Here is an 18,729-nt window from a genome sequence, read left to right as displayed (position 1 = left end):
ATGGATAAAATTGGATTAGTTGTGGGAGCAACGGGTATTACGGGCTCAAACCTGGCCGAAAAGCTGATTACTGAAAAATGGATTACTTACGGACTTTCCCGTCATCCAGACCTGACAATACGGGAGCTGATCCCAGTGGAAGCCGATTTGTTGGACCTAGACAGTTTGACGAATGCGCTGGCAGACAGCAGACCGACCCACGTATTTTTTACCAGCTGGATGCGCCATGATACCGAGGCTGAAAACATCCGGGTCAACAGCTTGATGGTTCGTAACCTGCTACAGGCTTTATCAGCGAAGAAGACAGTACAGCATGTGGCACTGGTAACGGGTCTGAAACACTATCTGGGGCCGTTTGACGCCTACGCCAAGTCGGGAACCCTACCCCTGACACCTGTACGGGAAGAGCATCCCCGCCTAGCCATCGATAATTTTTATTACGCTCAGGAAGATGCCGTTTACGAAGCCGCAGCGCGGGATGGGTTTAGCTGGAGCATCCATCGTCCTCATACGGTTATTGGCAAAGCGGTAGGCAACCAGATGAATATGGGTATGACACTGGCCGTATATGCCAGTATTTGCAAAGAAGCGGGACGACCCTTCCGCTTTCCCGGTTCATCTGCCCAGTGGAACGGTCTTTCTGATGTGACTGATGCGCGCGTGCTAGCCGAACAGTTGATTTGGGCATCTACGACTGAAGCTGCCCGGAATCAGGCTTTCAACGTCGCTAACGGAGATGTGTTTCGTTGGAACTGGCTATGGGGACAACTGGCAGACTGGTTTGGTATTGAAGCCGTAGGCTACCAAGACACGATTCACCCACTGGAAGCCGAACTATCGCAGGACGGACCCATCTGGCAGGAAATGGCCGCAAAATACAAGCTAAACGAACCTGATTTAAACCGACTGGCTTCTGCCTGGCATACAGACTTAGACTTGAGTCGTCCAATCGAAGTAATGACGGATATGGCAAATAGCCGAAAACTAGGGTTCACCCGCTATCAGGATACCAGAGAAACCTTCTTCGATTTGTTCGAAAAACTCCGGGTTGAGAAATTTATTCCCTAACGCTAAAATGAAGCGCTTCCTCTACCTGTTTCGGATAGTCAGTTTCGGATGATTTTGCTATGTGTTTTTTCCCTTGTTAATGAGACGTAGCTAATGGGCACGTTCGCGTTACGTTTACGCCTTCTGCAGACTTATGGATTTATAGGGTCAGAAATTGAAAAGTGGTTTTTGACGAATACACTTCTGAAGGATTTAGAATCGTAGTTGGAAATTCGGGGTGGTTCGGACTATCTGGAAAAGACTGCGTTTCCAGAGCGACCGCCCCGTGCTTTTGGTATAATGTATTTTGAGCACCAGTCGCAGAACCATTCCACCAATTTGCCGTATACACCTGTAAGCCCGGTTTTGTTGTAAACACGTTTAACAAACGGCCCGAAACTGGCTCGTATAAGGTTGCGCAGGCCCGTTCATCTTCCTTGTTCTTGTCTAAAACGTAATTAATGTCATAACCCCTGTCCACGGGCAAGTCATGGATATCATCTCCTATCAGTTTTGATTTTCTAAAATCATAGGGCGTCCCTGCTACCGACCTGATTTCACCTGAAGGGACATTATATTCATTTTTGACCGTATAATTCTCCGCATTTACGGTCAAAAAATGGTTGTAAATAGTCGACTGGGCAAAGCCCGAGAGATTAAAATAAGAATGATTGGTTAAATTGATAATAGTAGGTTTGTCGGTAGTCGCGGTGTACTGAATTATGAACTTATTAGCCGCTGAAAATGAAAACGTTACAGCAATCTGTAGATTACCCGGATACCCTTCTTCCCCATCTGTACTTACGTAGTGCATGACAAGGCCATCAGTTGAGTCATCGGTCTTCCAGATTTGTTTATCGAACCCTCTAGTTCCACCGTGCAAATGGTTGACTCCATCATTACGCGCCAATTGGTACTGCTTTCCATCGAGTTTGAATTCGCCGAATGCAATTCGGTTAGCGAATCTCCCGACTGTGCAGCCTAAATAATTAATATCGCTTTTATAGTCCTCTACCGAATTAAAACCTGCCACTACATTTTGCTTTTTCCCTTCTCTATCAGGCACCTTCATTGATACAATTGTGCAGCCATAATTACACACAACAACGTCGATAACGCCATTGCTTAACGTAAACAACTGTACACCGTTCGGTTGTTTTATTTCATTCATGGCTGTAGTGATTATCCCAATGCGTTGATAATTAACCTTTTGCTGTATTTAGCATCCTACTTTCTTTCCAGCTCATTTACACCTTATCCGCTTTTGCAGATCCGGGTAACTCCACTAATCGACCTACTTTTCTGATTAGCGTCCTGATCTGTAATAAAAGATGTAATCCCGGCCAAGCTGGCAATAGGCGTTCAGTCAAATGGTCAGTGACCAATAAAAACGTCTTCTAATTCTTCAAGGGTTTTGCCTTTGGTTTCGCGCACCTGGCTCTTAATAAACCAAAAACCTATCAGGCAAATCCCTGCATACAACCAGAAAGGGCCGTATGTACCAATAAGTTGGGCCAGGATGGGAAAGGTAAAGACTAGAACAAAATAGGCGCCCCATAAAGCCAATATCGCCACCGACGTAGCGGCTGAGCGAACCCGGTTAGGAAATATCTCCGAGATAAGCACCCAGGTCACAGGAGCCAGTGAAGTGGCATAGGTACTAATGGCCAGCAACACAAAAATGGACAGTAATCCTGGCGTAGCGCCCGATTTTAATAAAAGAGCAATAACAACGTAAAGCAGCGCCAGACCAAATGATCCCACAAGCATCAGTGGCTTACGGCCTAGTTTATCTACTTGCCACATAGCCAGTAGGGTAAACAGAAGATTGACGATTCCGATGGCGACCGTCTCAAACAACTGACGGTCCAGATCAGCCCCTACGGTTTCGAAAATGGTGGACGTATAGTTGAAAACGACATTGATGCCACAGAGCTGCTGAAAGATAGCGAGTCCCATACCAAGGCCAACGGCAGAACGTACACCTGGATCGAGAAGGGCAGCGAAAGATGGCTTAGGTTGATTCGTCAGGGATTTTTGCACAGCAGCTACCGTTTCCTGGGCAAACGTGATTCCCCCAATCCGTTCTAAAATAGCCTCGCCCTGCTGGCTTTTCCCCTGTTGAATGAGCCAGCGAGGACTTTCAGGTAGCCAGAACACACCCACCAGGAAGAGTAAAGACGGCAAAGTACCTAGCCCAAACATCCACCGCCAGGCCTCGGGTCCGTTATCAGCCAGCGCGTAGTTGACCAGGTTAGTGATAAGAATACCGACGACGATTGTCAACTGATTTATCGACACGTTACGTCCCCGAATTTCGGCGGGCGACACTTCCGCAATGTATAGTGGACTCAGCATGGAGGCCATCCCTACTCCAATACCGGCAATAAAACGCATGGCAATAAAGATGGACAATGAACCGGAAAAAGCCATTCCTAAAGACGATAACCCGAAAACGGCAGCTGCTGTCATCAATGCTGGTTTACGACCTAGTCTGTCAGCAAGCCTTCCGGCTACTAAACAACCCACCATGCAACCCAGTGCCAGGGACCCCGTTAGAAAGCCCTCCCACCAGGCGTTCAGACCAAATACGGTACGTAGAAACGGCAAAGCTCCTGAAATAACGGCGAAATCAAACCCAAATAAATAACCGCCTAACGCGGAGATGAATGAAATTCTGAAAGAATAGCGCGCATTAATTCGAGTCTCATCCATGGGTATTCAGTTAGAATATTCCTTTTTTTGTTGCAAAATTGCAAGCTACCCCGTTAACTTTACATACCGATTCTTACGAAAAAGATGGATAATTTTAGGGGAGCTACGACTATATGGCTAAGAAAAGAGAAGGGTTCGCCGGACAAAGGAGTGCAATCTTACCGGCGGACCTGTTGAAGCAGATTGTCGTTCATCCTCTCTGCGAAGCGTTATATATTACGGATATTGGTTATTACCCAAATGCCGCCTTTCATGACCGGGAACGGCGTCGGGGTAGTCAGCAGCATATTTTAATTTACTGCGTACATGGAAATGGCTGGTATCAGATCGACAAAGAAAAGCATATCGTCAGTGCCAATCAATTCTTTGTTTTACCCGCCAACGTAGCCCACCGGTACGGCGCTGACCGCCAAAATCCATGGACCATCTACTGGGTTCATTTTACGGGCAGCCGGTCGTCAGATTTTCTGAAATTTCTAAATCGGGAACAGAATGGCCTACCCGTAACAGTGCCCCCCGTGACGAACGATTCCAATTATTTGAAGACATTATTGCGCACGTCGAGATGTCCTATAATGAGGAGAATATGGTGTACGCCAATCATGGTTTCGCGCACTTTCTAACCACCTTCAATAATTCAGTTTACCGGCCTGCCGATCGTTCTTCAGCCGAGCAGGACCCGGTGAGCCGAACCATTACGTACATGCGTCAAAAACTGGATAAAACGCTGACGTTAGAAGAACTAGCCGAGGTCGCAGGAATGTCTACCTCCCATTATTCGGCTGTGTTTCGCAAAAAAGTACAAAGTGCTCCTATTAGTTTTTTTACATTTCTGAAAATACAGCAGGCCTGTCGTCTTCTACAGAACACCAGCCTGCGAATAAAAGAAGTAGCCTATCAGATTGGGTATGACGATCCGTATTATTTCAGCCGGGTTTTCACGGGGGTTATGGGTACATCCCCACGTAACTTCCGGATGTCGAACAAAAATTAAGTCTCGTTACGCCAGTGCGTCACCAGTAAAATAAAAAACTGGCAACAGGTTCTCAGACAAAACGTCTACGGCCTGTTGCCAGTAAGCATTACCAACCTATAACAAAACAATCAAACGGTTTGCCCGGCTAGGAAGTCCACCATTTTCTTATGTCGCGCGGCACCCTGATGATTGGCATCTAGCACCAGAATCTGATCGAAATACTGAATAGCACGGGCTGTATGACCATTCCCCAATCCTAAATGGCCTAACCCCATCAGATACTGGCAGTGGATTCGATTTTTCTCGTTCAAATCGGCTTCGAAGACCAATAGATCAGGCAGGGATACAGCGAAGTAATCTAGCTTTACTACGTCGTGAAAGTGGTTTTCGCCAAATTCGATGAGCCGGTTGAAAAGTTGTTCGGCTTTTTGCAGCTCGTTTAACTTCTTCCAGGCAAGGCCCTGATAAAATAGTTTGTCGGGCTGCTGGTCGTTATAATAAATTGCCTGCTCGGGTTGGTCAAGGCCAACAGTCGCCCGTTCGAACCATGTTCTGGCCGTCGGCAAGTCATTCATCCCTTCATAGGCCAGCCCTTTGAGGTAAAAAATATCGTTTTCCTGAACGCCGAATAGTTTACCCTCACCCAGGCTGGTGGGATAGGTTTCGGCCTCCGTCAATAAGGCGAGTGCCTCGGCAAAGCGTTCATCAATCAGAGCTTGTTTAGCTAGCTCTAGCTGACTGATTAAATACTGTTCGACTACTCTACCTTCTCCGCCTTCCCAGGGATGAAACTGCCGGTTTTTCAGTAATGTACGTGCCGTTTCATAATCACCTAACTGGTTATATAGCGTAATCCGCTCCAGGTATAAATCGTCGCGCTGTTCACTTACAGTACGATGATTCTCCAAGAAGGACAGCCGTTCAGTTGGCGGATGATTCAGTTTTTTGTACAGCTGATCAAGTTCCATCAACACGCGGGCATCCGTCGTGTCCAGCGAATATGCTTTTTCCAGAGCCTCTAACGACTTGAGCGCATCCCCACGTTTGTTGAAATACGCCAGCGCCAGGTTCCGAAACACGGTTGGAAACGTATCATTTAGCGATGCTGATCGCTCCCAACAGCTAATGGCCTCATCGTATTGACGGTTTGCATACCAGAAGTTACCCAGGAAATAATTAGCGTGGGCATCCGCAGGGTTCTGCCCGATAGCCCACTTCAACAGAACACACTCCTCCAGCCGATTCGGAAAGACAAAGTCTGGGCTGGTTAACGAGGCTTTTTGCAGCCACAATGCCACTTCATGCGTCTTTTTTCTTGATACGCGAAGAGGGCAAGAAAATAACAGACGATGGGATAGGCTGGTAAATCGCTTTGGACGTACTGATTGAGTACAGCACTGGATTCGTCGAAAAGACCTGCCTGCGCATAATCCAGCGCGTATTCGATGTAGTTATGTACGTGCCCACGCATGAGCGAAGTATACGCCTGTAAGTTCTCGGCACTCGGCTCTATCAGGTACCGCTCGTATAGACACCCCATGTTGAAGGGATCTAGCGTTAAGGTATCGTCAATCAGTTGTCTGGCTTGAGTTGTACGGGATAATTTTCGCAAGAGGGCTACTTTCAGATGGCGGGCCGCATGGCCATGCCAGTTACGTACCAGGGAGCGATCAATTCGTTCCAGAGCATGCGTGTAATCCCCTTTCCGAGTGTCGATACGGGCCAATTCCAGAAACGATGCGTCCTGCCAGGCCGCATTCCAGGTTGCTTTAAAAAAGGCATCGTACGCTTCTCCATAGCGGCTCTGCATCTTCAGGCATAAGCCCAGGTTGTAATATGCTTCCCCATCATACGGATTTGGGTTCCGCTGGGTCAACGTTTGTATAGCCTGCCGAAAGTAGGACTCTGCCTTAATAAATTGCCCTCGTTTGTAGTACCAAAGGCCCATAGCGTTGTTGCACCGGCTGTCTGCCGGATCACGACGCAAAGCTTCTTCATAGTAGTCCGTGGCCAAAAACGTAGCATGCCGATATTGCTCAATATGCTGCCCCGTCAGGAAAAGCTGCTCATTGTTTTCAACATCCTTTGGATCTTTAGCGGCCATTGCTGGCTGGGGAATTTCGTTTTCCATAACAGCATCAGGCTGGTAAGCAACCAGCTCATACCCCTGCTCTGTCAATACGCTTAAGCGGAGTGTTTCTGCGCAATCAACAGTATGGTTTAAAGTAAGCTGAAAAGGCAGTTCCGGTGATAGATCAAGCGTATGCCGAAAGATTTCCCGTCCATTGTCCGTCAACTGGATTACGGCATTCGAATAGAGACCCGTCGCGTAAGCACTGATTGTAAGTTCACCCGGTTGAATGCTCAGGTTGACGGCGGCTTCTTTTGTTGCGTTTTTGACCAGACCAATCTCACTGTACGGCATAAAATACTGCGTGAAGGTCCGTTCTTCATTGGGCATGATCCAGGAAAAATCTGGCTGATTATCCGTGAAAACCCCTGTCATTAGTTCGATATACGGCCCATCTTCGTCAGTTAAATTACGGTCCCAGGCATAGCCAAAGTCGCCGTTGCCCCAGGTCCATTGCTTTTTACCCGGTGAAACGTGATGATCCGCTACGTGCAGCAGTCCACCCCGGCTGTCGTGTTCATAGCCCCCCATGAAATTGTATTTCGAGGCCATAGCCATGTATGAGGTAGGAACCGGAATGTTTTTATAGCGCGAAATATCTGTTCCGGGTGCGTAGTCCACCTTATAGTACGTACCCTTAGCGATGGGAAACGAAGAGACGTCTCGTTTCCCATGGTCAAAAACGGCGTATACATCGGGGGAAGACCGATTGGTAGTCATCATTCACGGCAACGGCCGGATTTGCCCACCATAAAAATGTCTGCGGTAAGCTAGTTCGATTATACAACACCCCCCGGATTTCCAGATACGCCCGGTCAGGGTACAAAGTAAATCCGGCCATGCCTTTGGTGCGAAACATCCGCTCCACCTCACTCACCCAGACAGTTTTTGACCCATCCGGGCGTTCTTCTGTCGTAAAGTCGACTGGCTCGAACGTACTGGGCCGGTGGTGTTGCGGCCAGTTAAATTCAATCCCACCCGAAATCCAGGGACCCGTTAGCCCTACAAGGGCCGGTTTGATGACTTGATTATAATAGACGAAATGGCGATTTTTCACCTTATCATATGCCATTTGCACCCGTCCACCCAATTCGGGTAAGATCATTATTTTCAAATACTGGTTTTCCAGAAATAATCCCTGATAAACCTTTTCGTGCTTTTCATCCTCAATACGCTCGATGACCGCGTGGGGATAGACGACACCGCTACTACCCTGGTAAACTCGTTTTTCCAGAAACATCGGATTTTTCTCCGGGCTTCCAATTCCATAAGTCGGTATGGTGACGGCTTCCTGCCAGACACGTACTAGCTCACTCATTGTCTTAGTCAGAATTTAGGTTTATTTCTCGGCGGTTGGATAGGCAACAGTTTTTGCTTCGCTAAAAAGCGACTGCACTTTGGCGAGTTCGAGTTCCTGATTTGGATTGAATTTCGAACTGTTCATATATCGTAGTAAGCTATACTTCAATTGACGAGCAACCGGGCGTTTCGTCAGCTCGTTTTCCAAATCGACCGTGCACACTATCAATTTGCCTTTCCCGACCTTGCCCTCAAAGGCCAGTGCCAGGCGTCGGTTTTCAAACCAGGTGTCAATAGGCTGAATCAGGGGGCGCAGGCTGGTTGAGAATCCGTCCAGAATGACGGCTTGCGAGTGACTGACAATATCCTGCCATTGAAAATTGCTGTGCGATTCGGTGGGAAACGAAGCAAAAAGGGAATGTGCCGGATTACAGACTAAGCCCAACGTATGAGGAGCCTGGCCTTTGGTCCAGGACGTATTCCAAAATACCGAAGAAAATCCAATCTTGACCTCGGCTCCTTTGCCTTCTTTGACGTATCCATAAGGCAACAACAGTACCGAAGCCCCTTGCTGCATCCGCCGAATTACATCGTCGGTCAGCGACCGGGTGATTAGCACAGTACCCGTTTCCGCAGCCGGATCTATTCCGGCGGGATAAACCCAGACATCCCACTGATTACTCACGTCGCTCCCTTTCAGCGAAACGCTCAAAGTCAACTGTTGAGGAGATTTAATCATCGACAGCGGGATCTCGATAGTACCCACGGGCTGGGCATTGTCAATGCGGATTTTGTCTTTTGTGAAGTGGCCACTTCTTTTAACCGCGCCTTTCGCATCGGTCAACTGCCAAAGAACTGTCTGATTCGCTAATTCCGATGCACCAAAATGGGCAATCTCCAGATGTGCCGTCAGGGTTTGATTATTTTGGTAAATCAGTTTGTCCATTCTGGCCAGTAGTACCGTCTGGTTACAGAACCTCCGGTATTCGCGGGCGTTGGTGTAGGGTTTGGGCTCATAAAATGTATTCAGCGCGCCAACCAGGGCCGTACCCTGACCGGGAAAATCATGCAGTCCCAACAGTTGAAATCCGCCAAATCCTGGCGTGCGAAGGGCCGCTTCAATATCGGCTTTATAGCACAGAGTTTGCAACCGCCCGGATGCGTTTAAAAAAGCTTCCGCCTGATCGCCCATGCCATTTGCGGCCAGCGTCTCTTTGAAAATTTCGAAGTTGGTAGGCTTCATCACGCCCGTGTATTTGGCCATTTCATTGAAATTCGGATAGACGCACCATTGCCCAATTTCGTGGCTGACGTAAGGTGCTTTGACGGACTTTATCGTATCTCGCCAATCGTAGCTGGTTTGGGGTGCCAGCCGGTTGATAATGCTGTTAAGTCCTTCTCCCCAATGCTGAATGCGGGCATCCGAATGAATGTGAAACTGATTTTCTGGAAGCATAGGCCAGCCCGCTCCGCTGGTAAACAGTCTACGCGTATCCGTCTGTTTAAAGTGATCTACCCACCGGCCTAAAAACGCATGTTGGTTGCGGCCCCCAGGCTCATTGCCGTATGACATCATACAGAAGGATGGGTGATTGCCATACTGCTTCAAGATACGATCTGACTCCTGGTAAATAAACGTATCGATCACGCCATCCGTCCCGACAGCACTGCCCTGGTTGGCCCATAACGGACTTTCCACGTACAGATATAGGCCCAACCGATCGGCTACCCGGAATGCTGCATCAGGCGGGCACCAGGAGTGAAATCGCAAATGGTTAAGACCGTACTGTTTCAGGGTTGTCATAATTTTCTCCCAGGGCGCTTCGGAAGTCGGTGGATAGCCCGTCAGAGGAAATGCGGCACAATCCACGTCTCCCCGCAGGAAAACCGGTCGTCCATTGACAACGATCCTCGTACCCTCTGTACTGATTTCCCTCATGCCAAAGCTTACTTCCTTTTCCGATATGTGTTGCCCCTGGGCGTCTGTCAGCTGAGCGACTACCTGATACAGATTGGGCGAAAACTCATCCCATAGCGCTGGATCAGGAATTGAGTAGGTAGCTGTCAGGCTAGTCGATTCAGTTGGTAACGATACCTCCTGCTGCTGAACTGGTAAAACTCCTCCTTTCCTGCCCCGATTTTTTACTTGCAGGCTAAGCTTACCCATAAACTGTTCATGCCGGGGTTGCCGAACGGTCATGGCGATGCGAATAGTCTGGTTTTTCAGATTCGGATAAATCTTTATATCATCGAAAAAAACGGGATTGGAAGCCTCCAGAGAGATGTCTCCCACAATGCCATTCCAGTTTGACTGGGTATGGTCTGCAATGCTATGCGAATTAGGACCAATGTGTAGCTTTATGCGGTTATCTACACGGATAGCGATGGTATTCTCGCCAGGTTTGAGGTAACCCGAAACGTCAAACTGATGAGGAACAACCAGACTATTACGTGTTCCACAAAATTGCCCATTTACATAGACCATCGTTTCCCAATGGCAGCGTTCAAGGTTCAGTACAACTCTTTTTTTGCTCCAATCAGCTGGTAAAATTACCTGTCGACGATACCAGACGGGACCAGCGTAATACTTAACTGGCTTAAGCCAGAATGGAACCTTGATGTCTCCCTGCCGGTATGTTTGGTATTTGTCAGAAACAAAATACGTACTATCAACAATGTCACCCGTCCAGGGAGTGTCGAGGGTAACGGGATTCCCTTTGCCTTGTTGAGCCAATGAGCCCGGCAAATTGATCTGGTCTGTATACATACCAACCCAATAATGCTTTTCTAATCCAGAATCGGTGGAATCTAAACGTAGTTGCCATGCGCCCGCCAGCGACACGTTGGATTGGGCTTGTACAGAATAAATACAAGGGCTAAGCCAATAACCTAGCATCAACAGAAAGCAGCTAACAAAACGATAAGGCATCCGTATATGAATTAAAAAGGTTAGGTTCAGGAGCGTTGTTATACCTCAATCGAAAGGACAAAAAAAGTCCATCAATTTTCCGTAAACCATAGTTGTTCTTCGGAAAATGATGGACGATTTTAGGATTAAGGTGTATTTAGTCTATTTGTTGTCGAGGCTGGCTAGCCAGGTATTGTTCGGAGCGGGTAAAATAAAGGTGAAAATGGTTTTGGGTCGACTTGACCTGATAAACGTCAAAACTGGTACCTAACCAGAACTGACCGTTCAGATCGCGATAAAAGCAGCGGTTCTCAATGGTTTCACCGGCGGTCTGGTTCGCAACACTCAGGAGAGTTCGATTGGATAAATCTCGCAAACTGATCCCATCCCATAACAAACCGGTTTGGTCAACTGGGTAGCAAACCGGCCCAAAATAACGCTTCATCGATTGCAGCAGTTTCGAGGGTAATTCTCGCCGACGTCCCGACTCATCGACACTATAAAATTGTGTGGTGCTCTCCTTTTGCCGGATTATTAACCGTACAGAAAAAATCAATCCCCGCATTGCGATGCCCGAAACACCAGTTGATGACGTCTTGTCCATGTGAAAACTGGTGCAAAACCTGACCATCAGTCGTTAATTCAACGAGTTGGTGTTCATCTGCAATGGCCCAAACGGTATTGTGGGCGGTAGACCGAAAGGTATTAAGTGTATTAAACTGCGGTAAAGCCACCGCTCGCAGACCCGATGTCGGATGATACGAAACCAACGTAGCCGTTCGGGAATTAGTTAAGAAGATTGTACCGTTATCACTGCTTAACAGGCTTCGAAGATCGTTAAATGACGTTGAGGACAGTTGTCTGGTGAATGTTTTATCGAAGGATACTGTCTTATTTGTCAGCGGATTAAAGACTGCGATCTGAGATTGACCATTAGGACCCTTGAGCCATAGGTTTCCTTCTGCATCCTTAGCAATAGAATGTACATCATCAAAATCAAGCCCGTTATGATCTTTGGTGAACGTAGTGAATGTCTTTCCGTCGAAGCGGCTGAGACCAAATTTGGTCCCAAACCACATAAATCCCTGACGATCCTGACAAATGGCGTTGACTTCCCGATGCGCCAGTCCATTCTCTGGCCCGTAGTGTTTCACCCAGGCTACGTAGGGCTGCGCTTCTGCCAACCTACACAGCCAGATGAGGACGCTTATGACAAGGTTTACAGTTTTCAAATGTAGTTGGTAGGTTCTGCCAAAAGAGGAAATAGATCAATAGACCGTGTTAGTTTATGACCCAAGAACTCATACTGATTTCTCCAGACTACTTGAGTGCAAGAACATGGAGACGTAAAATCAGACAAATATACTTTCTATTTTAATTGGCTTTCTTATACTGAAATCGCTTAACTGTTTGAGTTCCAAGACAACAGGAGCATACGTTGGTTTACCATTATAAAGTATAGATGTGCCTCATCAAGCATGAATTAAACAGACATGCAATAAGGGTAGATGAGCCATGGCCTAATTCTAATGGGCTTTTCATTACCTCAGTGGCCTAGCAGCTTTTATTAAAATACTCATAACCCCTTTTCGCAGATATAACTTTTCCAAGATGACCGGAATTTTCAGAATAAAGCGTGCCATATGCTTTGCACCATTCTCACTAATTCGGCTTTTTATTGCACGTTAAGAGTTGGCTGCCAACCAACAACGATTTTTTGTGGAACATTCCGTGGAACATTACTTGGATTCGTGGAAACTATCTGGCATCTTTGGAACTGCAACGCACAGACCCATGGGTAAAGTCATTGCTATCGCCAACCAAAAGGGGGGCGTCGGTAAAACTACGACAACAATTAATCTGGCCGCCAGTTTGGCCGCCCTCGAATTTCAGACGCTCATTGTTGATGCTGATCCACAGGCGAATTCCACGTCGGGGTTAGGTTACAATCCGAAAGAAATTGAGAACAGCATTTATGAATGTATGGTTGAGGGCGTTCGCCCACACGATGCAATTATTCAGACGGATTTTCCGAATCTGGATTTATTGCCATCGCATATCGACCTTGTTGGTGCTGAAATAGAAATGATAAACCTCCAGAATCGGGAGGATAAGATGAAGAACACACTCGATAGCCTGCGCGACGAGTACGACTTCATCATCATTGACTGTTCGCCTTCGCTGGGCCTGATTACCATCAACAGTCTAACCGCTGCTGATTCGGTGATCATTCCGGTTCAGTGTGAATATTTTGCACTGGAAGGCTTAGGTAAGCTACTCAACACAATCAAGATCATTCAGTCCCGGCTCAATACGCACCTGGCTATCGAAGGTATTTTGCTGACGATGTATGATTTGCGTGTTCGGCTGTCGAATCAGGTTGTTGGCGAGGTAACAAGCCACTTCCAGCAGATGGTGTTCAATACAATTATCCCGCGTAATATCCGGCTGAGCGAATCACCAAGCTTTGGTATTCCGGCCCTGGCGCAGGACGCCGACAGCAAAGGAGCTGTCAGTTACCTGAATCTGGCCCGCGAGATTCTTATTAAGAATGGCATGATGCCGCATGAAGTTTAAAATATGTATGATGTATATTATATGATGTAAGGCGTAGGCTGCATCGTATATCTTACATCCTATATCATACATCTTTACGCATGGACAACGCAAATACCAAAGCACCAAATAAGAAGATGATAGGGTTAGGCCGTGGCTTAGGTGCCTTGCTACACGACAGCGAATCCGTAAACCGGCAGTCGAAACCCTCCCCCTTCGAATCGATCAGTACGATGACCGAAATCGGTGTATCGCTGATTGAAGCCAATCCCTTCCAGCCCCGGACGCGCTTCGATGAAGAAGCCCTTCAGGAATTAGCTGATTCCATACGTACACAGGGTATTATTCAACCCATTACGGTCCGTCAGCTCGGTAAAGATCGGTATCAGCTTATTGCCGGTGAGCGTCGTTTGCAGGCTTCGAAAATTGCCGGGCTTACTCACGTACCAGCGTACGTCCGAACAGCCAACGACCAGCAGATGCTGGAAATGGCGTTGATCGAAAACATTCAGCGTGAAAACCTTAACGCTATAGAAATTGCCCTCAGCTATCAGCGCCTGATCACCGAGTGTAGTCTGAAGCAGGAAGAGCTGGGGGAACGGGTTGGCAAAAACCGCACAACCGTCAACAACTACATTCGGTTACTCAAACTTCCCCCCGTTATTCAGGCTTCGTTACGCGACAATAAGATTTCGATGGGGCACGCCCGGGCGATCATCAACATCGAAAACCCGGATACACAAATTCGGCTGTTTACGAAAGTTGTCAATGAAGAATGGTCTGTGCGGAAAGTAGAAGAAGCTGTTCGGAACTTAGCCGATGATACCCAGGATCTGACAACCACCCGGCGCGTTACGTTGCCCAAGCAGGAAATTCGTAGCCTTCAATTCAAATTATCATCACTGTTTGGCACCCGCGTATCCATCAAAGCCGATGAGAAACATAAGGGTGAAATCAAAATTCCATTCACTTCACAAGAAGAGTTGACCAAAATTCTGGAGGTGCTCAACTCGCAGGCGTAACCGTGTTAAATTACCTTAAAAGGGTGAGTGAACGGGTAAAACGAAGACAGGCTGGACGTTATCTACGCATGAAATCGTTTTTGGTGATCGCTATCCTGCTATTACTCTTACCCGGCAAAGCGCTTTTTGCGCAGAATCCAGCTATTGTTCCGGCTCCAACACCAGTCGCTGTCGACTCAACGAAGCAGGCACGTTCGGCAGCCGATACCATTCCACCTGCTGTACAACGTAATGGTATAAAAGTTGGTACCTCGGTGCTGGTCCCTGACGATTCGACCTCGCTGGACACACCCGATACAATCGCTGTCTCCTCGAAACAGGAAGCCAAAATTCATAAAATCATTCCCAAGAAAGCCACCATCCGTTCGCTCATGTTCCCGGGTCTGGGCCAGATTTATAATCGGCAGTACTGGAAATTGCCATTTATTTACGGGGGGCTGGGAGCTGCTATCTTTGCGTATCAGTTCAATCAGCGTAATTATCTGAAATACGAAGCCGCTTATAAGGAAGCGTATAACCAGTCGGCAGTTGATCCAATCTATGGTGTTAAAGTGGCTGTGGTCGATGGCATAAAACGTAGTGTCACTACGTTACAACAAGCTAGTAATCAGTACCATCAATGGCGGGACCTGACGATTATTCTGACGGCGGCAGGATGGGCACTCAATGCCGTTGAAGCCAACGTAGCAGCCCACATGAAAACATTTGATTTAACCGACGATATTTCGATGCACATCGAACCCAACGTGCTGCCCATTCCAGGAGGCATTGCACCTGCCGTTCGAATCGCCTTTATTTTTAAATAAATTTTCAAAGGTGAACGAAAAAGGGACAGGGAAGTAAGTTCACTACGCTCGCTCTTCTGTTTTCCTTTCTTCATTCTCCCTTCTCCTTTTTCGTATGAATATCCTTTTACTGGGTTACGGCAAAATGGGTAAAACCATTGAAAAAATTGCTCTCGAACGAGGCCACCAAATTGCGGGACGTATTGACGCCGACAATCATGCTGATTTAGCCAATCTCGAACCTGATGACGTAGATGTGGCCATCGAATTCAGTTCGCCCGACTCGGCTGTCGATAATATTAAGTATTGCCTCGAACGCGGCTGGCCTATTGTATGCGGCACCACCGGCTGGCTGAACCATCGTGCCGACATTGAAGCCTTGTGTAAGGCACGTAAAGGTGCTTTTTTCTACGCATCTAACTACAGCATTGGCGTCAATCTGTTTTTTCGACTGAATAAAGTGCTGGCGCAATTTATGCGCAACTACCCGTCGTATCAGGTGTCGATGACCGAAATTCATCATACCGAGAAGAAAGATGCGCCAAGCGGTACGGCCATTACGCTGGCTGAAGGCGTAATACAACACTTGCCGAATAAACGTCGTTGGATAAGTAATGAGGCTGGTAACGAACCCGTTGAAACAAGCGATGATAGCATTGAAATTGAATCGTTGCGCGAAGGAAGCGTGCCGGGTACGCATACCGTTCGTTACGATTCGGATGTCGATCAAATCGAAATTAAGCACGTAGCACACAGCCGTCAGGGCTTTGCACTAGGCGCTGTTGTGGCCGCTGAATGGCTCGTTGGCCGCGAAGGAATCTTTAGTATGGACGATCTGCTGGGGGAATGATGAATTATGTATGACGAACGGTAAATAGAAAACCGGCCAATCTTCGTAATTTCGTTAGTAGTTTAGTGCTCAATCACCATTCCGTCAACCTGTTATCATTCATCATTTATCATTCATAATTAGTTAAACGTGTCTGAAGTAAAAACCAGAGCCGAAACCAAACCGGCTAAAGCTAGAAAATCGGCCGTTCGCGAGTGGTTCGATTCCGTTTTATTCGCTGTTGTAGCCGCTACGCTTATCCGGTGGCTCTTTATGGAAGCTTTTACCATACCAACGCCTTCCATGGAAAATAGCCTGATGGTCGGTGATTTTCTGTTCGTGAGTAAGCTGCACTACGGTACACGGACACCCCGCACGCCGTTACAGGTGCCCCTGACTCACCAGAAAATCTGGGGGACAGATATTCCTTCCTATAGCACAGCTATTCAATTGCCCTCGTATCGCCTGCCCGGTTTTACGCACGTAAAAAATGGAGACGTTGTCGTGTTCAACGTACCGCCCAAATACCTTAACGATAATATTGATTACCCGGTTGACCTGAAAACCAACTACATCAAACGGTGCATCGGTATTCCGGGCGACATACTGGAGGTGCGGCAGCGTGAGGTTTTTGTGAACGGCAAACCATTTCCAAAACCGCCCCGCTCTGAGCAGAAATATTTCATAAAAACGTCGGAAGTGCTGGATGCCAATTTTTTCCGTCGATATGAAATTGTCAACGACTACCGCGATCCTAGTCAGCCAACGGAAAACTGGAAACCGCTGGAACAATACAACGATTCAACCCGCACATCGGCCATGGTTGGCTATATGGTCAACACAACGGAGGATGTCATTGCCAAATTCAAGGAGCTTGATTGGGTAAAAGGCATTGAACCTATGACCGAGAAAGCGGGCGAAGCCGACCCAAGAGTATATGGCGCACCGACTTTCAAATGGAATCACGATAATTTTGGGCCTATTACGGTACCAAAGAAAGGCGCAACGATTCAGCTTACTCCGCAAACGATTGCGCTCTACGGCCCCGTTATTGAGCTGTATGAAGGAAACGGGAAAGTAGAAGTATCGCCCACTGGCATCAAGATTGGCGGTCAGCCCATTACGTCATATACCTTCAAACAGGACTATTACTTCATGATGGGCGATAACCGTGATAACTCGCTCGATTCGCGCTTCTGGGGCTTCGTGCCCGAAGATCACATAGTCGGTAAAGCGGTATTCGTCTGGATGTCGCTCGATCCTAATCCAGCAAACATCTGGAATAAAATACGCTGGAATCGTCTATTCCGGACGATTGATTAGCGAGCTGGTAAGCACTCCTCCGAACCCCCAGATTTGTGCACATCTATCGTCGCAGATTTGGGGGTTCTTCATACACGTTGCTGACCATTCTTCCGTTTTATGTCAGAGTGTTAGCCAACGCTTTATCTATGAATAGTCCCACCCAAATACGTCTGAAATTGAGCGCGAACAAACGAACCTGGATATTAATTATCCTGACTTTATTTTTTGCTCAGGCGAGCTATTCGTTAACCGTTTCGAAGGAGAAAGGCAAACGTTCTACTACCCGGTCTAAAAATGGCAAAAAACGGGTAACGGGGAAAGTCACCAAACGTGTAATAACGACCAAAACGCATTCTCGCGATCGGAAGGAAAGCGTGGCGAAGGGCGTAAACGCGGCCCGAAAGACTGGCGCTACGTTGTCCACTACGTCGTTGTTTGGACCAGCGTATGCTCATGTGGCGGTTCGGGATCAACAACTGAGAGGGACTGTCTATTACCTGGCTTCCGGACATGGTGGGCCCGACCCCGGCGCCATTGGTCATTATGGCAAACAGGCGCTGGCGGAAGATGAGTATGCCTACGACGTAACGATTCGGCTGGCAAGGGCATTGCTGGAACACGGCGCTACGGTTTATATGATTATTCGGGATCCAAATGATGGTATACGGGATGAAAAAATATTAAAAGTAGACCATGACGAAGTGACCTACCCCAATCAGCGTATCCCGTTGAATCAGACCATGCGGCTGCGTCAGTGTACCGATGCCGTCAATCAATTACACCGACATCATAAAGAAGCTTACCAACGAATGGTGACGATTCACGTCGATAGCCGGAGCGAAGGCCAGACCATCGACGTATTTTTTTACCATCATGAGCAGAGTAAGGTTGGCAAAAGGCTGGCCAAACACATCCATAAAAGTTTTCAGGCTGGTTATAAACGGAGTCAGCCCACGCGCAACTATCTCGGAACGGTATCCGACCGAAGCAGTTTGTACGTAGTTCGGAATAGCCATCCACCAACGGTTTTTATCGAGCTTGGTAATATCCGCAACGAAAAAGATCAACGCCGTTTTCTTCTGGCCGATAACCGGCAGGCGCTGGCAAACTGGATTTGTACGGGCCTACAACGGGATTACAGATTGCACTGACTTAC

The 18,729-nt window shown here is 47.6% G+C and carries 16 protein-coding genes and 1 pseudogene; 9 read left to right on the top strand and 8 right to left on the bottom strand.

Features of this window, described 5'->3' with window-relative positions; all coding sequences use genetic code 11:
• Entirely contained in the window at window positions 1–1,068 is a 1,068-nt protein-coding gene (locus LN737_RS07250; RefSeq protein WP_405517513.1) for an SDR family oxidoreductase, read from the top strand.
• Window positions 1,069–1,207: 139 nt separating this feature from the next.
• Here the strand turns inward: LN737_RS07250 and LN737_RS07245 are convergent, their stop codons facing one another.
• Both LN737_RS07245 and LN737_RS07240 read right to left on the bottom strand, forming a co-directional pair.
• Window positions 1,208–2,218: an aldose epimerase family protein gene (locus LN737_RS07245; RefSeq protein WP_405517511.1), complete on the bottom strand. Its 1,011-nt coding sequence runs from the start codon at window positions 2,216–2,218 to the stop codon at window positions 1,208–1,210.
• A gap of 203 nt (window positions 2,219–2,421) precedes the next feature.
• Window positions 2,422–3,762 carry a sugar porter family MFS transporter gene (locus LN737_RS07240; protein WP_405517509.1) on the bottom strand — a complete coding sequence of 447 codons (1,341 nt, stop codon included), beginning with the start codon at window positions 3,760–3,762 and terminating at the stop codon, window positions 2,422–2,424.
• 113 nt (window positions 3,763–3,875) lie between these two features.
• Between LN737_RS07240 and LN737_RS07235 the strand changes: the two are divergent.
• Together LN737_RS07235 and LN737_RS07230 are read left to right on the top strand one after the other, a co-directional pair.
• Window positions 3,876–4,175, top strand: a pseudogene (locus LN737_RS07235) (AraC family ligand binding domain-containing protein); the annotation flags it as partial.
• A 5-nt stretch (window positions 4,176–4,180) separates the two neighbouring features.
• Window positions 4,181–4,756 carry a helix-turn-helix domain-containing protein gene (locus LN737_RS07230; RefSeq protein ID WP_405517508.1) on the top strand — a complete coding sequence of 192 codons (576 nt, stop codon included), beginning with the start codon at window positions 4,181–4,183 and terminating at the stop codon, window positions 4,754–4,756.
• Between the two features lie 110 nt (window positions 4,757–4,866).
• On the opposite strand, the gene LN737_RS07225 is transcribed toward LN737_RS07230, so the two are convergent.
• From LN737_RS07225 to LN737_RS07200, 6 genes are all read right to left on the bottom strand, one after another.
• Window positions 4,867–6,036 (bottom strand): lipopolysaccharide assembly protein LapB, encoded by a 1,170-nt coding sequence (locus tag LN737_RS07225; RefSeq protein WP_405517506.1) that lies wholly within the window; start codon window positions 6,034–6,036, stop codon window positions 4,867–4,869.
• On the bottom strand, window positions 6,006–7,592 hold the full coding sequence (locus LN737_RS07220) for a DUF5107 domain-containing protein (RefSeq protein WP_405517504.1): 1,587 nt from the start codon (window positions 7,590–7,592) through the stop codon (window positions 6,006–6,008). Before LN737_RS07220 ends, LN737_RS07225 begins: the two co-directional genes overlap by 31 nt.
• Window positions 7,546–8,187, bottom strand: a complete 642-nt coding sequence (locus LN737_RS07215; RefSeq protein WP_405517502.1) for a DUF5107 domain-containing protein — start codon at window positions 8,185–8,187, stop codon at window positions 7,546–7,548. The genes LN737_RS07220 and LN737_RS07215 overlap by 47 nt, the downstream gene beginning before the upstream one ends.
• A 21-nt stretch (window positions 8,188–8,208) precedes the next feature.
• Window positions 8,209–11,097 carry a glycoside hydrolase family 2 protein gene (locus tag LN737_RS07210; protein WP_405517500.1) on the bottom strand — a complete coding sequence of 963 codons (2,889 nt, stop codon included), beginning with the start codon at window positions 11,095–11,097 and terminating at the stop codon, window positions 8,209–8,211.
• A 136-nt stretch (window positions 11,098–11,233) separates the two neighbouring features.
• Window positions 11,234–11,521, bottom strand: coding sequence for a hypothetical protein (locus LN737_RS07205; protein WP_405517498.1), 288 nt, complete (start codon window positions 11,519–11,521; stop codon window positions 11,234–11,236).
• A 52-nt stretch (window positions 11,522–11,573) separates the two neighbouring features.
• Window positions 11,574–12,308 (bottom strand): two-component regulator propeller domain-containing protein, encoded by a 735-nt coding sequence (locus LN737_RS07200; protein ID WP_405517496.1) that lies wholly within the window; start codon window positions 12,306–12,308, stop codon window positions 11,574–11,576.
• A gap of 562 nt (window positions 12,309–12,870) precedes the next feature.
• Here LN737_RS07200 and LN737_RS07195 point away from each other — a divergent pair.
• From LN737_RS07195 to LN737_RS07170, 6 genes are all read left to right on the top strand, one after another.
• On the top strand, window positions 12,871–13,653 hold the full coding sequence (locus tag LN737_RS07195) for a ParA family protein (protein ID WP_405517494.1): 783 nt from the start codon (window positions 12,871–12,873) through the stop codon (window positions 13,651–13,653).
• Between the two features lie 80 nt (window positions 13,654–13,733).
• Complete coding sequence (locus tag LN737_RS07190) at window positions 13,734–14,654, top strand: ParB/RepB/Spo0J family partition protein (protein ID WP_405517492.1); 921 nt, start codon at window positions 13,734–13,736, stop codon at window positions 14,652–14,654.
• A 68-nt stretch (window positions 14,655–14,722) separates the two neighbouring features.
• The gene (locus LN737_RS07185) at window positions 14,723–15,460 is read left to right on the top strand and encodes a DUF5683 domain-containing protein (protein ID WP_405517490.1); all 738 of its coding nucleotides are present in this window, start codon (window positions 14,723–14,725) and stop codon (window positions 15,458–15,460) included.
• 94 nt (window positions 15,461–15,554) lie between these two features.
• Window positions 15,555–16,289 carry a 4-hydroxy-tetrahydrodipicolinate reductase gene (gene dapB, locus LN737_RS07180; protein ID WP_405517488.1) on the top strand — a complete coding sequence of 245 codons (735 nt, stop codon included), beginning with the start codon at window positions 15,555–15,557 and terminating at the stop codon, window positions 16,287–16,289.
• A 129-nt stretch (window positions 16,290–16,418) separates the two neighbouring features.
• Window positions 16,419–17,591 carry a signal peptidase I gene (gene lepB, locus LN737_RS07175; RefSeq protein WP_405517486.1) on the top strand — a complete coding sequence of 391 codons (1,173 nt, stop codon included), beginning with the start codon at window positions 16,419–16,421 and terminating at the stop codon, window positions 17,589–17,591.
• 128 nt (window positions 17,592–17,719) lie between these two features.
• Complete coding sequence (locus LN737_RS07170; protein ID WP_405517484.1) at window positions 17,720–18,724, top strand: N-acetylmuramoyl-L-alanine amidase; 1,005 nt, start codon at window positions 17,720–17,722, stop codon at window positions 18,722–18,724.
• Window positions 18,725–18,729 lie beyond the last annotated feature (5 nt).

Origin of the sequence: Spirosoma sp. KNUC1025 (assembly GCF_045160025.1) — a bacterium.
GTDB lineage: Bacteria > Bacteroidota > Bacteroidia > Cytophagales > Spirosomataceae > Spirosoma.
This window is presented reverse-complemented; position numbering and strand designations above follow the sequence as displayed.

Coding starts and splice junctions, on each gene's coding strand:
- LN737_RS07250 (WP_405517513.1), top strand. CDS start 1: ATGGATAAAATTGGATTAGTTGTGGGAGCAACGGGTATTACGGGCTCA.
- LN737_RS07245 (WP_405517511.1), bottom strand. CDS start 2,218: ATGAATGAAATAAAACAACCGAACGGTGTACAGTTGTTTACGTTAAGC.
- LN737_RS07240 (WP_405517509.1), bottom strand. CDS start 3,762: ATGGATGAGACTCGAATTAATGCGCGCTATTCTTTCAGAATTTCATTC.
- LN737_RS07230 (WP_405517508.1), top strand. CDS start 4,181: ATGGACCATCTACTGGGTTCATTTTACGGGCAGCCGGTCGTCAGATTT.
- LN737_RS07220 (WP_405517504.1), bottom strand. CDS start 7,592: ATGATGACTACCAATCGGTCTTCCCCCGATGTATACGCCGTTTTTGAC.
- LN737_RS07215 (WP_405517502.1), bottom strand. CDS start 8,187: ATGAGTGAGCTAGTACGTGTCTGGCAGGAAGCCGTCACCATACCGACT.
- LN737_RS07210 (WP_405517500.1), bottom strand. CDS start 11,097: ATGCCTTATCGTTTTGTTAGCTGCTTTCTGTTGATGCTAGGTTATTGG.
- LN737_RS07205 (WP_405517498.1), bottom strand. CDS start 11,521: ATGAAGCGTTATTTTGGGCCGGTTTGCTACCCAGTTGACCAAACCGGT.
- LN737_RS07195 (WP_405517494.1), top strand. CDS start 12,871: ATGGGTAAAGTCATTGCTATCGCCAACCAAAAGGGGGGCGTCGGTAAA.
- LN737_RS07190 (WP_405517492.1), top strand. CDS start 13,734: ATGGACAACGCAAATACCAAAGCACCAAATAAGAAGATGATAGGGTTA.
- LN737_RS07185 (WP_405517490.1), top strand. CDS start 14,723: ATGAAATCGTTTTTGGTGATCGCTATCCTGCTATTACTCTTACCCGGC.
- dapB (WP_405517488.1), top strand. CDS start 15,555: ATGAATATCCTTTTACTGGGTTACGGCAAAATGGGTAAAACCATTGAA.
- LN737_RS07170 (WP_405517484.1), top strand. CDS start 17,720: ATGAATAGTCCCACCCAAATACGTCTGAAATTGAGCGCGAACAAACGA.